General features: G+C 69.8%; 14 protein-coding genes and 1 pseudogene. 3 read left to right on the top strand and 12 right to left on the bottom strand.

Translation table 11 applies throughout. The features are described 5' to 3' along the window. Positions 1-166: 166 nt before the first annotated feature. Positions 167-1,366 (bottom strand): MFS transporter, encoded by a 1,200-nt coding sequence (locus tag A9X00_RS08985; RefSeq protein ID WP_232006719.1) that lies wholly within the window; start codon positions 1,364-1,366, stop codon positions 167-169. A 152-nt stretch (positions 1,367-1,518) separates the two neighbouring features. Between A9X00_RS08985 and A9X00_RS08980 the strand changes: the two genes are divergently transcribed. Further along, positions 1,519-2,286 carry a hypothetical protein gene (locus tag A9X00_RS08980; RefSeq protein WP_067152095.1) on the top strand — a complete coding sequence of 256 codons (768 nt, stop codon included), beginning with the start codon at positions 1,519-1,521 and terminating at the stop codon, positions 2,284-2,286. Here the strand turns inward: A9X00_RS08980 and A9X00_RS08975 are convergent. From A9X00_RS08975 to A9X00_RS32480, 8 genes and pseudogenes are all read right to left on the bottom strand, one after another. Next, a complete protein-coding gene (locus A9X00_RS08975) occupies positions 2,240-5,095 on the bottom strand; it encodes an aminotransferase class I/II-fold pyridoxal phosphate-dependent enzyme (RefSeq protein WP_067152093.1) in 2,856 nt (951 codons plus the stop codon). The two genes, A9X00_RS08980 and A9X00_RS08975, sit on opposite strands and share 47 nt — an antisense overlap. Positions 5,096-5,231: 136 nt before the next feature. Then, on the bottom strand, positions 5,232-5,693 hold the full coding sequence (locus tag A9X00_RS08970) for a GreA/GreB family elongation factor (protein ID WP_067152091.1): 462 nt from the start codon (positions 5,691-5,693) through the stop codon (positions 5,232-5,234). Between the two features lie 119 nt (positions 5,694-5,812). Next, a complete protein-coding gene (locus tag A9X00_RS08965) occupies positions 5,813-6,415 on the bottom strand; it encodes a hypothetical protein (RefSeq protein ID WP_067152089.1) in 603 nt (200 codons plus the stop codon). 130 nt (positions 6,416-6,545) lie between these two features. Then, on the bottom strand, positions 6,546-8,066 hold the full coding sequence (locus A9X00_RS08960) for a CdaR family transcriptional regulator (RefSeq protein ID WP_067152087.1): 1,521 nt from the start codon (positions 8,064-8,066) through the stop codon (positions 6,546-6,548). A gap of 15 nt (positions 8,067-8,081) precedes the next feature. Continuing rightward, on the bottom strand, positions 8,082-8,468 hold the full coding sequence (locus tag A9X00_RS08955; RefSeq protein ID WP_067152086.1) for an antitermination protein NusB: 387 nt from the start codon (positions 8,466-8,468) through the stop codon (positions 8,082-8,084). Then, positions 8,465-8,923, bottom strand: a complete 459-nt coding sequence (gene nusB, locus A9X00_RS08950; RefSeq protein ID WP_067152085.1) for a transcription antitermination factor NusB — start codon at positions 8,921-8,923, stop codon at positions 8,465-8,467. Before nusB ends, A9X00_RS08955 begins: the two co-directional genes overlap by 4 nt. A gap of 9 nt (positions 8,924-8,932) precedes the next feature. Then, positions 8,933-9,496 carry an elongation factor P gene (gene efp, locus A9X00_RS08945; protein ID WP_067152084.1) on the bottom strand — a complete coding sequence of 188 codons (564 nt, stop codon included), beginning with the start codon at positions 9,494-9,496 and terminating at the stop codon, positions 8,933-8,935. Positions 9,497-9,787: 291 nt separating this feature from the next. After that, a pseudogene (locus A9X00_RS32480) lies at positions 9,788-10,129 on the bottom strand (PE family protein); the annotation flags it as partial. A 172-nt stretch (positions 10,130-10,301) separates the two neighbouring features. Here A9X00_RS32480 and A9X00_RS32475 point away from each other — a divergent pair. Continuing rightward, complete coding sequence (locus A9X00_RS32475; protein WP_082974939.1) at positions 10,302-11,531, top strand: PE family protein; 1,230 nt, start codon at positions 10,302-10,304, stop codon at positions 11,529-11,531. Here the strand turns inward: A9X00_RS32475 and A9X00_RS08930 are convergent. After that, positions 11,528-12,646: a Xaa-Pro peptidase family protein gene (locus A9X00_RS08930; RefSeq protein ID WP_067152079.1), complete on the bottom strand. Its 1,119-nt coding sequence runs from the start codon at positions 12,644-12,646 to the stop codon at positions 11,528-11,530. The two genes, A9X00_RS32475 and A9X00_RS08930, sit on opposite strands and share 4 nt — an antisense overlap. 33 nt (positions 12,647-12,679) lie before the next feature. Between A9X00_RS08930 and A9X00_RS08925 the strand changes: the two genes are divergently transcribed. Beyond that, positions 12,680-13,345 (top strand): B-4DMT family transporter, encoded by a 666-nt coding sequence (locus A9X00_RS08925; protein WP_067152077.1) that lies wholly within the window; start codon positions 12,680-12,682, stop codon positions 13,343-13,345. Positions 13,346-13,370: 25 nt separating this feature from the next. Here A9X00_RS08925 and A9X00_RS08920 read toward each other — a convergent pair whose 3' ends face one another. Further along, positions 13,371-14,288, bottom strand: coding sequence for a class I SAM-dependent methyltransferase (locus A9X00_RS08920; protein ID WP_067152072.1), 918 nt, complete (start codon positions 14,286-14,288; stop codon positions 13,371-13,373). Positions 14,289-14,400: 112 nt separating this feature from the next. Beyond that, on the bottom strand, positions 14,401-15,066 hold the full coding sequence (locus tag A9X00_RS08915; RefSeq protein WP_067152069.1) for a helix-turn-helix domain-containing protein: 666 nt from the start codon (positions 15,064-15,066) through the stop codon (positions 14,401-14,403). Positions 15,067-15,114 lie beyond the last annotated feature (48 nt).

The raw sequence follows: 15,114 nt of genomic DNA, 5'->3' as shown, positions 1-15,114 counted from the left end.
TAACGCGGCCCGGCGGGCCGCCCGGGGCCGCGAAATGCGGACCCCGGGACCGCATCGAGGCATTGCGCCGGGCGAGATTCGGCGGCGACCAGCCAAAAGCCGCCCCCACCGCCCTATTGCGCCACCTGACGCACGGCAGCGTCTTTGCGATCCCGGTGAGCAAAAATTACGCTCGCGAAGCGCCGGCCAGTTCTCGCTCCGGCGGTGGCGGCGGCCGGTTGTCCAGGCCGGGCGGCACCAACCCGGTGGGCACCAGCGCCGCCGCCGCCAGCGGGAACAACCCGCACAGCGCCCAGGCCGCCGGGTATTCGGCCGCCGCGATCACCGCGCCGAACAGCGGCGGCCCGCCCGCGGCCATCAGCCGCTGCGTGGTGTTCTGCAGGCCCAGAGCGCGTCCGCTCCAGAACGGCCCGGCGAACTCCGTGATCGCGGTGGCCTCCAACCCGTTGTCCAGGACCGCGAGCACCGAGACGGCGACCATCATCAGCACGGCGTACCCCGAACCCGTGCCGTCGGTGAGGGCGAGCACGAACAGGGCCACCGCGGCGGCAATGGCGATCGCGCGGACCGGGCGCATCCGCGAGCCGACGCGATCCGACCAGCGGCCCACCGCAATTCGGCCCGCGGCGCCCAGCACCTGGGTGAGGGTGACCAGGCCGCCCGCGGCCGCCACCGACCAGCCGTGGCGGTCCATCAGCCACACCAGCATGAACGTCACGGTCACCGTCTGCGGGATCATCAGCAGCCCGGCCGCCGCGTGGATCCGCCACAGCACGAACGAGCCGAGATAGGGGCTGGCGAGGTCCTCCACGGCCGCCGCCGCGCGGGGTTTCCTTGGCGGATCGGCGATTCCGATCGCGCTGGCCACCGCCGCGATCGTGCACATCACCGCGAGGAACATCAGTCCCCGGTGCGGGCCGCTTTCGGACAGCTCCGGTATCACCAACGCCCCCAAGGCAATTCCCAACGGTTGCGCGGTTTGGCGGATGCCCATCGCCAGGCCTCGCTGCCGCGGCGGGAACCAGGCCGACACCAGCCGGCCGCCGGCGGTGTTGCAACTCGCCGCGGCCATCCCGCCGATGAACAGGAACACACCGATCATGAGCACCGAATGGGCCGACGCGGCGGCGTAGGCCGCGGCCGCCGTCAGCACCGAGCCCGCCGTGAGCACGGTGCGCTCGCCGACCCGGTCCAGCACGTATCCCCAGAAGACCAGCGTGACCACCATGCCCCAGCTGGGCATCGACGACAGCAGGACGGCCGTGGGCAGCGACATGCCGCGGCGCGACTCGAGCGAGGGAATCAGGAACGCCACGCCGTTGATGAAAAGGAAGGACGTCGCCGTCACCCCCAACGAGACGGCCATGATCGACCACCGCGCACCCATTCAACAATGTTGCCACAGCATTCGGTGGGCACCGGGCGTCGAGGCGGCCCAAACTTATTGAAAATTAAGGTAATTCATACCTGGCATCTAGCATTGTTTCTCCGCCCGGGTTCCGTGGGAGGATCGACCCCGTGACTGATGACGCTGCCAAACACGCACTGACCAAGGTGCCGGCGGTCACCCTGGGCTTCTGGGTGATCAAGATCCTGGCGACGACGCTGGGCGAGACGGGCGGCGACACCGTCACGATGACGCTGAATTGGGGCTACGCCGCGGGGGTCACCCTGTTCGGGGTCGCGCTCGTCGTGCTGGTCGCCGCGCAGATCTTCGCCAAGCAATTCCACGCGAGCCTGTACTGGGCCACCATCGTGGCCTCGACGACGTTCGGGACGACGCTGGCCGATTTCGCCGACCGACAACTGGGGATCGGCTACACGGGCGGATCGCTGCTGCTTTTGGGTCTCCTCGTGGCGACCCTGGGGCTCTGGCGCTGGACGCAGGGCACGGTGTCGGTGAGCACCGTTTCGACGCCGAAGGTCGAGGCGTTCTACTGGGCCACCATCACGTTCTCGCAGACGCTCGGCACCGCGCTCGGCGATTGGCTCGCCGACACCCGCGGATTCGGCTATGAACGCGGCGCGCTGGTGTTCGGCGCGGCGCTGCTCGTGGTCGTGGCCCTGTACTACTGGACCGGCATTTCGCGCGTCGCCCTGTTCTGGGTGGCCTTCATCCTCACCAGGCCGCTGGGCGCCACTGTCGGCGACTTCATCGACAAGCCGGTCGCGGACGGCGGCCTCGCGCTGAGCCGCCCCCTGGCGTCGGCGGTGATCGCGGCGATCGTCGTCGCGTTGGTCATCGTGTTGCCGCAGCGTCCGGGACGCCACCCGAGCCACGCGTAACGCTGTCGCCGTTGCGCGCCGACGCGTCGGCCGGCAGCTCGAACGCCGGGTACGCCGAACCGACCGCGGCCGTCGCCGCGCTGCGCTGGGCCTCCATGCGCGCCAGCGCGGCGTCGGTGAAGACCGACAACCCCAGGTCGGGGTTGTAGCCGTGGATCTCCTTGACGTCGAGCTGCGCCAGGAAATAGACGATCTCCTTGGAGACCACCTGGCCCGGGACCAGCACCGGGAAACCCGGCGGGTAGGGCACCACGAACGTGGTGGACACCAGCGTCCGGCCCTCCGCGAGCCGCCGACCCGCCATGCCGATCAGCACGTGCTCGCGGTCCGACTCCTCGTATCCGGCGTAGAAGGCCGACCGCATGTCGCCGAACATGCAGGCGTCGACGGGGCGGAACGCCATGTCGAACTCGCTGAAATCCGGGAGGTGCGGCAGGTCCTCGGTGATCTCCTCGACCCGGCGCTGCTGCAGGGCGCGGTCGTCCTTGCCACCGATGCTCTGGCTGCGCTCGAAGTCGGTCGCGATGCGCCGCAGCACGTCGAGCAGGTAGTGCACGCTCGACCAGGTGACCCCGATGGTGAAGATCAGCAGCACGCTGTTGATGGACGTCTTGTTGATCTGAATTCCGAACCGCTCCATCAGGATCTTCTCGCGGAAGTCGTAGCCGTTCATGCCGGTCTTGCCGATGAACAGGGTCACCCGCGTCGCGTCCAGCACGAACTGGTCCGACCGCCACGCCTCGTTCCACTCGGCCAGGGCGCCCTGGCGAACCTCGCGGTAGGAGCTGACGGACGACGTGCGGAACTCGTCGGGCACCAGGTCGGATTCGTCCAGGATGCGGAACCACTTGCCGATCAGCCGGTCCTTGCGGACGCGGTGCCGAAAGACCAGCGCCATGTTGTAGACGTTGCGGACCAGCTCGAAGCCCTCGATGTCGACCTGCCGGCGGGCCAGGTCCAGCGACGCCAGCAGCTGCTGATTCGGCGACGTCGAGGTGTGCGTCAAGAACGCCTCGACGAACGCGTCGCGGGTGAGCGCCTTGAAGTCCTGGTCGCGGACGTGGACCATCGACGCCTGCCGGAACGCCGAGAGCGACTTGTGCGTGGAGTGCGTCGCGTAGACGCGGACCCGCGCGCGGGCGGGGTCGGGCAGCAGCCGGCGATCGACCCACTCGGAGCGGTCCACGCCTTCCATGGATGCGGCCCAATCCCGGTATTCCGCAGCGTATTCCGGCGACACCAGCATCTGCTCGAGGCGTTCCGCGGACACCATCGCGGTGCGCTGGCGCGCCCACGGCACCGCGGTGGCGAACGCGTACCACGCCTCGTCCCACAAGAAGCAGATGTCCGGCTTGATCGCCAGCACCTCCTCCATCACCCGGCGCGGGTTGTACACGACGCCGTCGAACGTGCAGTTGGTGAGCAGCAGCATGCGCACCCGGTCCAGCTGGCCGGCCGCCTCCAGGTCCAGCAGCGCCTTTTTGATCGTGTGCAGCGACACGGCCCCGTAGATCGCGTATTCGGGCAGCGGGTAGGCGTCCAGGTACAGCGGGTAGGCCCCGGCCAGCACCAGGCCGTAGTGGTGCGACTTGTGGCAGTTGCGGTCGATGAGAACGATGTCGCCCGGTCGGGTCAGCGCCTGCACGACGATCTTGTTGGCGGTCGACGTCCCGTTGGTGACGAAGTAGGTGTGGTTGGCGTTCCAGGTCACCGCGGCCTTGTCCATCGCCTTCTTGATGTTGCCGTGCGGGTCCAGCAGCGAGTCCAATCCCCCTGAGGTGCTCGAGGTCTCGGCCATGAAGATATTGCGGCCGTAGAACTCCCCCATGTCCTGCAGGGACTTTGAGTTGAAGATGCTGGCGCCCCGCGCAACGGGCAGCGCATGGAACTGGCCCACCGGGGCGCCCGCGTAGGCGCACAGGGCGTCGAAAAACGGTGTGGCGAAACGGTTTCGCAGGCCCGCGAGCACGGTGCTGTTCAGGTCGGTGACGTCGTTGAGCCGGTAGAACGTTCGGTCGTAGACGTCGGGTTCGTCCTCGGTCTCCGCGGCGATCGACTCGTCGGTGAGCAGGTACAGGTCGATGTGCGGGCGGAGCTCGCGCATCCACTCGGCGCATTCGACCCAGTCCTGCGTGTCCGTCGTCAGCGCGTCGTCGTCGTCGACGGCGCCCAGCAGCGTGTTCATCAGCGGCACCCGGTCGTGGGAGCGCAGCGGTAGGTCGTGGCGGATGATCGCCGCCTGGATCTCGCCGTTCAGCGCGACGGCGGTGATGGCGTCCTCGATGCTGCTCACGACGAGCAGCTCGTACTGCACGTCGTCGGACGTGTTGCGCAGCGCCCGCAGGCACTCGGCCAGGCTGTCGGGGGCCGTCGACGGGGCGTCGTCGGCGAGCAGCACGGTGTAGAACTGCTGCTGTTTGGCCTGGGCGACCAGCTCCTGCTCGGCCAGCGACGCGGTGGTATCGAAGAGCCCGGCGCGGTCGCCGTATTCGCTCAGCAGCCGCACCGCCAGCGACACCTCCTCGCTGAGGCGCACCGTCGAAAGGCCCTCCAGGTGGGCGCGAAACGTCGCGAGGTTGGCGGCGCCGGGGTACAGCCAGTACCGCTCGTAGGCGGCGATGCGGTCCATGAGGCGCTTCACCCGGGCGATGTCGTGCGTCTTGTCCAGGCCGGCGAGGTCGACGTCGCGCAGGTGACGGCAGGCGTCGTCGAGCAGGTTCCAGGTGTCGACACGCGTGTACGACGGGTTGGCGACCGCCGCGAGCGCGGACACGCGAAGTCGCCGCGGGCGGGCGCTGTTTCGATCCATCTGGCCATTGTGGCCCGGCTTTGCCGCGGGCGGAATGATTATCGGCGGTCCGTTTTGCCGTACCCGACGGCCGCGACGAGCCAGACCGCCGCGACCAAAAGGAACAGCGTGGCCACCGGGTCGACCAGTTCGAAGATCATGCGACCACGGCGACGTCGGGCTCCGCGCTGATCAGCGTCACGATCAGGTTGGCGCCGTCGGGAATCGAGTAGACCCGCCGTTCCCCCGGACGGGCTCCGGCGATCGCGCGGCCCAGCGGCGACAGCGTCGAGTACACCTTGGTGTCGCCGTCTTTGGCGCCGTACCGGCCCAGTCGAAACGTTTCCGTCTCGCCGCTGTCCTCGTAGCGGATGGTGACGGTCATGCCCGGCTCGGCGGTGTTCCCGGCGGTGTCGTCCGCCACGATTGCGCGCGCCAACAGGTCCTCGATCGCACGGATGCGGGCCCGGCGCGCCGAGTAGCGGGCGATCCGGTTGGCGTCGTAATCCATGAAGTCGTCCGGCACTTCGATACTGCGCCGCGAGCGCAGCGCCGTGAGCTCGCTCAGCAGCCGGCCGTACTCCTGTCGGGTCAGGCAAATTCCTTGTTGGTCGCGCATTTTCATCGATCTCCTTCATTTCCAGGTAGTTGTCGTCAGGGACGGGCCGCGGCGGGGCAACCGCCCCTGACGACTCGGCGCCCGCGGGGGGCAGGTCTGAGAAGTGGGTAGTGCGTGGGCTATTCGGCGGTGCGCTCGCCGACCATGCGGTCGAAGTCGCGCTGCCAGCCGGCGTGGCGCTTGCGGTCAATGAGGATGCGCGCCATCCCGAACAGCACCGCCGCCCCGATGACGACGCCGAACCAGATGGCCGTCCCGGTCGCCACGGCCTCGTCCACTGCGGAAAACACCGGCTTGCCGACCGGCATACCTTGCTCGTCGACCCAAATATCCACGCGGTCACCGGGTTTGGCGTTCCGCTCGACGACGACCAGGCCGGTGCGTTCGGTCCCCTCGACGACCCAGCGCGCCGGCGCGGCGACCCTCGCGCTGGAGAGCTTCCGGTCGGCGTCGCTGTTCCCGGTGACGGTCGCGGTGACCTTCTGGTGGGTCTGCGCCTGCGCGGCGTAGACGCGGCTGCGGGAGTCGTGGACCGCGGTCCCGACGGCCGCGGCGACGGGCAGGGCGACGATCGACACCACGAACGCGAACACCAGAAGCAACGCTTCGACGCGGTCGGCGGTGCGCACCAACGGATTCAGGCCGAGCAGCCGCGCGAGCAGCGGCGGCACGCGCGCGGGAACCCCGAGCGTTTCCATCTCGTCGGGGCGCGGAGTAGTCATGGGACGGTCACCTCAAAACCGGGGCATTGGTTGACAACTCCATGGTGCGGTCGGTGGCGGCCAAAGGCTTTGCACTGGCCGGACAACAAGGCCGGCGCGCATTGTCGCGTTCCGACAGTGCGGCGACTCCTCAGTCCGTGTCGGTGGCGGCCAACTCGATCGTCATGGCCAACCGCTTCTTGGCGTCGTCCAGCGGCAGGTTGGTGATCTCGGCCATCTTGCGCAGTCGGTATCGGACGGTGTTCTCGTGCACCCCCAGCCGCTCACCCGCGCGCACCGGGTCACCCTGGGCCTCCAACCAGGCCCGAAGCGTGGCGACATAGTCCGTCGCGTTGGCCCGGTCGTGGCGACGCAGATCGGCGACCGGACCACGGTCCGGCAACCGACCGGCTCGCGCCGCGGTGCGCAGCCGCTGCAGCAGGATCTCGTCCCACGCCTCGTCGTACGCCGGCGGCACCCCGCCGCGCGATTCGTGCAGCGCCAGGCACTCGTCGGCCTCCCGGCGCGCGGCGGCCAGGACCGCCACGTCGGCCGGCCCACTGATGCCGGCCGTGACGCCCACGGCTTCGGGCATGGCCGCCGTGAGGTCGCTGACCCAGCGCCGCGCCGCGTCCGCCCGTTCGCCGGGAAGGAGGGTGTAGACGGTGTTTCCGGCCAGCGCGCTGCGGCCGGGCCGTGACCAGCCGAACCCGGCAGTGGCGCGCTCGAACGCCAACAGCAGCGCGGCGTCGCGTTCGCCGTCGACAACCGCCTGCAGCGCGATCACGCGCAGCGGTCCGCGCGACAGGCCCAGTCGGCTGGCCAGCGTCGCGGCCTCGATGGTGCCCTCCAACAACCGAATCACCAGCTCGGATTCGACCTGGCGCTCCAGGTCCGCGCTGGCTCGGGAGCGCAGCAGATGCAGGGCCACCGTGTGGGCGCCGTCCGTCAGCGCGTCCCGCTCGGCGCCGTCCAACGGGGCCGGGCAGGCCACCCACACCGAACCCAGCAGCTCCCGCCCGGAACGCGCCGCGACCACCATGCGCCCGGTCAGGCCGTGTTCCGCGTCGGCGCCGACGAACACCGGGTCGTCGGACGCGGCCAGGTGCGCGAACACACCCCGCGCCTCGAAGAACGCCCGCAGGCGCTCGGGGGTCTGACGGCCCAGGATGGTCTCGACGCGCGCCGGGTCGGCGTGCTGCTGCGGCCGCGAATACGCCAGCAGCCGCAACCGCCCGTCCTCGATCGTCACGGCACCGCCGGTCGACTCGGCCAGACTGTCGGCCAGCGCGAACAAATCCGTTGGCCCGCGCCCGGATTCGGTTTCGCGGCCCTCCAGCACCAGCCCGTAGACCACCGCGGCGACCTCGCTCCACGACACCGACGGGTCGAGCACCATCACCGCGCCGGGCTCGGCACCGCCGTCGGACGGCGTCGGCGCCTCGTCGCCGCGCGTCAACAGCACCACCGCGCGGGCGGACGCGGCCCAGTCAACGGCTTCCTGCGGGGAGCCGGCCCCGATCGCCAGCAACACGTCGCCCACGGGCGGACGCTCGGCGGTCGACTCGTGAATCACCACGCTGCGCAGTTCTGTCGACCTGGGCACCGAAGACCATCGCAACCTGACCCCGTAACCCCCCAGCACGTTGACCAAGCGGTCCAAAGTGATCACGAGCCGCTCCCCGGTTCAGCCGTCCAGTTCGTCGTCGCTATCCACGATCCGCCGGTTCGCCCTGGAGTCCATCCACCGCAGCACGGGCAGCTCCCGGCTGCGCGCGGGCAGTTCGGTGACGTCGGTGAGCGAGCGCACCACGGCCTGCGTCAGGCCCATGATGGCGGCCATCACCGGCAGCAGCGGCTGCAGCGGCCGGGCGGCCGACCGGACCGTGCTGATGCGGCGGGCCACGATCAGGCGCTCGATCGAGTGGTAGAGCCAGGCGCCGACGCCCAGCGCGTAGATCGCGAGCGCCGACGCGACGATGCTCCACCCGTAGGCGGCGCACACCACGGCGCCCAGCACCACCGTCGCGGCCAGGAAGGCGGCGACGGCGACGCGCAGCTCAAGCCGGGTCATTGTTCTTCGCGGACCGCCTTGGCGGCGGCGCGGATCTGCGGGGTGACCAGCATGACCTGGCCGAGCACCCCGTTGACGAAGCCCGGCGACTCGTCGGTGGACAGCTCCTTGGCCAGTTGCACGGCCTCGTCGACGGCGACGGGCTCGGGGACGTCGTCGGCGTAGAGCAGCTCCCACACCGCGACCCGCAGGATGGCCCGGTCGACCGCGGGCAGCCGGTCCAGCGTCCAGCCCTGCAGGTGCGAGCTGATCAGGTCGTCGATGTGGGCGAGGTGCTCGCCGACGCCCCTGGCCGCCGCGGCGGTGTATGGGTACAGCGGCGACACGTCCGGGTTCGCGCCGGCCAGCGCGGTCCGGACGTCGACCACTTCAGCCGGGGTCATGTCCCGGGCCTCGGCCTCGAACAACAGGTCGACGGCGCGCTTGCGCGCCAGATGGCGTCCCTTAGCAGCCATGCGGCCCGCTCACGCGTTGACGCGCCCCAGGTAGCTACCGTCGCGCGAGTCCACCTTCAGCTTGTCCCCGGTGTTGATGAACAGCGGCACCTGGATCTCCGCGCCGGTCTCCAGCGTGGCCGGCTTGGTGCCGGCGCTGGACCGGTCGCCCTGCAGGCCCGGTTCGGTGTGGGTGACCTCGAGCTCGACCGACACCGGCAGCTCGATGTAGAGCGGCGCCCCGTTGTGGAACGCGATCTGCACGGGCAGACCCTCCAGCAGGAAGCGCGACGCGTCGCCGACCAGCGACTCGGGCAGCGGGTGCTGCTCGTAGTCCTGGCTGTCCATGAATACGAAGTCCGAGCCGTCGTGGTACAGGTACGTCGCGTCGCGGCGGTCGACGGTGGCTGTCTCCACCTTGACGCCCGCGTTGTAGGTCTTGTCGACCACCTTTCCGGACAGCACGTTCTTCAGCTTGGTGCGCACGAAGGCCGGCCCCTTGCCGGGTTTGACGTGCTGAAACTCGACGATCTGCCATAGCTGGCCGTCGATCTCCAGCACCAGTCCGTTCTTGAAGTCGGCAGTACTTGCCACGGTCGGTGTGTCTCCTAAGGAATGGCGGTTCTCGGCGAACTTCGCTCTCGGTTCGCCCCATGCAGATTACCCGCGCCACGGTGCCGGCCCGCACCCTGCGCCCGCGGACCCCGTCCCTTACAGGGCGACCAAGATATTCAGCGCGATGTCGATCGTCGGCAGCACGAACACAAAGAAGAACGCAGTCGAGAATGCGATGGCTTGGCGAATCAGCGGAAGCAGAAATCCCGCTAATTGATTGAGCATCTGCTCGAACGTGGTGAGGGCGCCGGCGAAGAAATTCTGCACATCGCCCCAGAGGGCGGAGATGGTGCCGGTTATCGATTCCGCGGCCGGCAGCGACGCGGCGTTGGCGGCCTCGGCGCCGGCGTACTGTGCCACCCCGGCGTTCAGCAGCTGGACAAATTGCTGGTGGAACTGGGCGGCCTGGGCGCTCAGCGCCTGGTAGGCCTGCCCGTGTGCCCCGAACAGCGACGCGATGGCCGCCGACACCTCGTCTTCGGCGGCCGCGGGCAGCACCGCGAGGGTCGGGGCGGCCGCGGCGACGTGGGCCGCGTTCAGGTTCGAGCCGATGCCCGCCAAATCCGTTGCGGCGGAAGCAATTACCTCCGGCGTCGCGGTCAGGTATGGCATGTCGGCCCTCGCATCCGGTGAGCCTAGCCTGCGGGTGCGAGCGCAGAAACTGAACAAATGGCCAACTTTGGGCGTCGCGTCCGGCCAAAACCATAGGGAAATCCCTGATTCGCGCCGACGCCGCGATCGCTAGCGTCACCGGCATCAGGCCCGAGCGGATAGGTGGGGTGGCATGTCGTTTGTCGTTGCAGCGCCGGAGTACATATCGTCGGCGGCTTCGGATGTGGCCAACATCGAGGCGGCGCTGCGCTCCGCGCACGCCGCGGCCGCGGCCAAGACGTCCAACGTGCTGGCGGCCGCCGAAGACGAGGTGTCGGCGGCCATCGCGTCGCTGTTCGGGGCACACGGGCAGGCCTACCAGGCGCTGAGCGCCCAGGCCGCCCAGTTCCACCAGCAATTTGTCCAGCTGCTGAACGCCGGGGTGGCACAGTACGCCGGCGCCGAGGCCGCCAATACCGGCCCGCTGCAGACCCTCGAGCAGGATGTGCTCGGAGTGATCAATGCGCCCACGGAGATACTGCTGGGACGCCCGCTGATCGGCAACGGCGCCAACGGGTTCACCGATGCGAACGGCGTCGGCACCCCCGGGCAGGCCGGCGGAATCCTGTGGGGCAACGGCGGCAACGGCGGCACCAGCACCGCCAATTTCGTGTCCGGCGGCGCCGGCGGGGCCGCCGGGCTGTTCGGGAACGGCGGCGCCGGCGGCGGTGGAGGAGGATCCGCAAGCGGCGGGAGCGGCGGGGCCGGCGGCCTCATCTACGGTGCCGGCGGCGCCGGCGGGAGGGGCGGTCCGAGCGTGCTGATGACCGCCGGCGTCGGCGGCGCCGGTGGGTCGGCCGGTCTGTTCGGCAACGGGGGGCTTGGCGGCGCGGGCGGCGTGGGCGGCCTGGAAGCCGGCGGCGGCGGCGGTGTCGGCGGCAACGGCGGCTTCTTCTACGGCAACGGCGGTGGCGGCGGCGTTGGCGGCACGAGCCTAGACAACGGTGGCGCCGGGGGCGCCGGAGGTCACGGCGGCGTCCTCGCGGGTGACGGTGGCGCCGGCGGCGGGGGTGGCCAGGCGACCGACCAGAACAATGCACCCGTAGGCGGCCGGGGAGGCAACGGCGGTACGGCCGGCGCCCTGTTCGGCAACGGCGGAGTGGGCGGTCACGGCGGAGGTGCCCTGAACGGCGGGGCCGGCGGCAACGGCGGCGGCGCCGCGCTGTTCGGCAACGGGGGCGGCGGCGGCGACGGCAGCGGCGGCCTCGGCGGCGGGGCCGGCGGCGCCGGCGGCAACGCGATCCTGGTCGGCAACGGCGGCAACGGCGGCAACGGCGGGAGCGGCCTCAGCCACGGCACCGGCGGGGCCGGCGGGACAGGCGGCGCCATCTTCGGCGCGCACGGTACCAACGGCGCCAGCTAGGTCAGGATCGCGAGCTCCTTCGGGAACCGGGTCAGCAGCTCCGGGGTCTCCCCCGCGGTGTGCGACGTCCCATCAGCCACCACCAGCGTGTCCTCAATCCGGACGCCGCCGCGGCCGGGCAGGTAGACGCCGGGCTCCACGGTGACCACCGACCCCGCGAGCAGCGTGCCGGCGGACGTGGCGCCGATCCCCGGCGCCTCGTGGATCTGCAGGCCCACCCCGTGCCCCAAACCGTGTCCGAACTGCTCGGCGTACCCGGCGTCGGCGATCAGCTGGCGCGCCGCGCCGTCAACCTCGCGCAGGTTGGCGCCGGGCTTCAGCGCCTCCCGCCCGGCCCGCTGCGCCTCGGCGACCAGCTGATAGATCTCCAGCTGCCAGTCGGCAGCCTTGCCCAGCACAAACGTGCGGGTCATATCGGAGTGGTAGCCGGCGACCAGCGCGCCGAAGTCGATCTTGACGAAGTCGCCGTCGGCCAGCACCGCGTCGGTCGGGCGGTGGTGCGGGATCGCCGAATTCGGCCCGGCGGCCACGATCGTCTCGAACGAGATCGCGTCCGCGCCGTGGTCGAGCATCAGCGACTCCAGCTCGCGGCTCACCTCGCGTTCGGTCCGGCCCGGCCGCAGCCCGCCGCGCGCCACCAGGTCGGTCAGCGCGGCGTCGGCCGCCTCGCAGGCCAGGCGCAGCAGCGCGACCTCCCCCGCGTCCTTGACCTCGCGCAGCCCCTCGACGGTCCCGGCGGCCCTGACAAGCTCGGTCGACGCCTTATGCTCCTCGATCTCGCCGGTCAGCGCGTCGAAGCCGTCGACGGTGACCACGTTGCTCTCGAAGCCCAGCTTGCCGACGGCGGCGTCGGCGGCCCGGCCCGCCAGATAACGCCCGACCGCCCGCTCGATGGCGACCTCGAGGTCGGGCGCCTGCTCGGCGGCCTGGGTGCGGTACCGCCCGTCGGTGGCCAGCACGGGTTCGCGATCGTCGGCAAACACCAGCAACGCGCCGTTCGATCCTGAGAAACCGGACAGGTACCGCACGTTGACGAGGTCTGTGACCAGCAACGCGTCCAGCCCGCTGGCCCCGATCTGCGCTTTCAGCTTGTCTCGGCGCTGGGAATGTGTCACGACCCTTGACGGTACTCGCTAGGCTTTCCCTTCATGAGGAACTGGATCCTGCGCGGATTGGTGTTCGCCGCCGCGATGGTCGTCGTCCGTTTGATACAAGGTGCACTGATCAACGCGTGGCAAACACAGGCCGGGCTGATCAGCGTCGTGCTGCTGCTCTTGTTCGTGATCGGCGTCGTCGTGTGGGGGGTGCTCGACGGCCGGGCGGACGCCACGGCGCAGCCCGATCCGGACCGCCGGCAGGATCTGGCGATGACGTGGCTGCTGGCCGGCCTGTTGGCCGGCATCCTCAGCGGCGCCGTCGCCTGGCTCATCGCGCTGTTCTACTCGGGGCTGTACACCGGGGGCCTGCTCAACGAGCTGACGACGTTCGCGGCGTTCACCGCGCTGCTCGTGTTCCTGCCGGGAATCATCGGTGTGGCCGTGGGCCGCTGGCGCATCGACCGCAACCCGCCGCCCCGCCCGCGCGAACCGGGCGACGAGCGCGCCGACACCGACGTCTTCTCGGCCGTCCGCGGCGACGAGGCGCCGACCGGCGAGATCCCCACCGCGGGAGCCCAGCACGAGGAGCGGACCGCTGCGGTCGCCACGGCCGAGCGTGACGCGCCGACCGAGACGATCCACACCGCGGCCGACCACGAGCCGAAGACCGAGGTGATCCGCACCGCTGACCAGAAGCCAGACGCGGAGCCTAAGTAGGACTAGTCGGATCGCCGGACCTCGGTCACACTCGCAGCGCCGTGACGAAGCTGATTGCTGCGGCCGAGCCCACGTGGCTGGCCTGTTGCAACGCCGGTAGCCCCGCCGCGGTGAAGAGGTCGCTGATCCCGAAATTCGTTGTAGCCCAGCCTTTTGCGTGTAAGTAAGCCGCGGCATCGGTGTGCTCGCCGGGATAAATCAAACCGGCCATGTTCATGTCCAGACCGCGTCGTCGCCAGCCCTCGGCCATCAACCGTGCCTGTTCACGGGACTCTGCTGACGTACCGGTGACCAGACCGTAGTCCGCGGCCAGCCGGCTGTCGCTGTGGGACAACGAAATGATCGAGTCCAGCATCGAGACTTCTGCTTCCGGCGGCAAGTATCCGATCAAGAGACCCTCGGCGAGCCACGCGGTGGGTTGCGCTGAGTCAAAGCCGGCGTCCCGCAGCGCCGTTGGCCACGCTTCGCGCAAATCGACACCGATTGTTTCCAAGCTCGCGGTGGGGGCCGCGCCGAGGGCGGAGAGCGCTCCTCTCTTAAAGGCGATAACGTCAGGCTGGTCGATCTCGTACACCGTCGTCCCCGCCGGCCAATCCAACCGGTAGGCGCGGGTGTCCAGCCCGGAAGCCACGATCACCACTTGACACGCGCCCGCCCGCGTCGCCGCGACGCAGAAGTCGTCGAAGAAGCGGGTGCGGGCGGCGAACATGTCGACCATCCGCGGAACACCGATAGCGCTTTCTAGGCTCCCCGAATCGATCTCGCCGCTGGCCAGTTGGCTCAGCACCTCCAGTCCGACGGCGCGCACCAAGGGCTCGGCCAGCTCGTCGGTGATGATCGGTTGCGGACGCCTGGTCGCGACCGCTCGCGCCGCGGCGACCATCGTCGCGGTGGCTCCCACGCTGCTGGCCAGATCCCACGCATCACGCTCGGTTCGCACCATCGGATATCCCTTTCCTGCTTGCATGGCGAACACACCAAAGCGACTGTCGCAGCGGTGTTTCGCGCTCAGCTGCGGATGCGGCGCGTTGATGTGGTCGACTGATTGCGAACGATTACGGCCCGGACACCGATGCCCGCAGTGACGCGGTGATGCGTTCAGCGGTCCGGCGGGTGGCTTCAATCATCCCGGCCGGGGGGCTGCCCGTCGGCAGCAACGTGGACACGACGGCGACGCCCGAAGAACCAAGCGGTATCGCCATCGCGGAGCAGCTGTAGTCGGCTGCCACCTGCCCGGCGTCAACGAGCGGAACCGTTGTTGCGCAACTGTGGTGCGCGCGAGCCTGCGCCGTCTCCGGCAGGACGGCGTCACCCGTCTTGGCGATGTAGCGGATTGGTGTTCGCGCGGCGAGTGTGTCGAGGTATATGGGCCCGTCGCCCAGGTCGGCCGACAGGCTCACGGCCGCCCCGGTGAGTGCCGCGAGTTCGGCCATGGGCCGCTTGGCCGCGACGCGTAGCCGTGCCACAGGCGTGACCCTCGCACCGAGGTGAAGCACCGTTGCGCCAAGGCAGTAGCGCGAGCCGTCCCGCCGAACTGCGCCCACCTCTACCAGCTGGCGCAGGAGCCGATGCACCGTCGGATGGGGGAGCCCCGCGGCCGCGCTGAGGTCCACCAGCCGTACGGGTTGCAGCTCGGCGACCAGGTCAAGAAGCGCGAAGGCAGTATGGATGACGCTTCGGGCTGTGCGGGCTGGTTCGTAATTTCCCGCGGTGGGGGCCATGCAACAGCGTACCTTTCTGGCACCGGTGACCCCGTCCGGTCGTCTCGC

Source organism: Mycobacterium sp. 1245805.9 (genome assembly GCF_001672915.1).
In the GTDB taxonomy this organism is placed as follows: domain Bacteria; phylum Actinomycetota; class Actinomycetes; order Mycobacteriales; family Mycobacteriaceae; genus Mycobacterium.
This window is presented reverse-complemented; position numbering and strand designations above follow the sequence as displayed.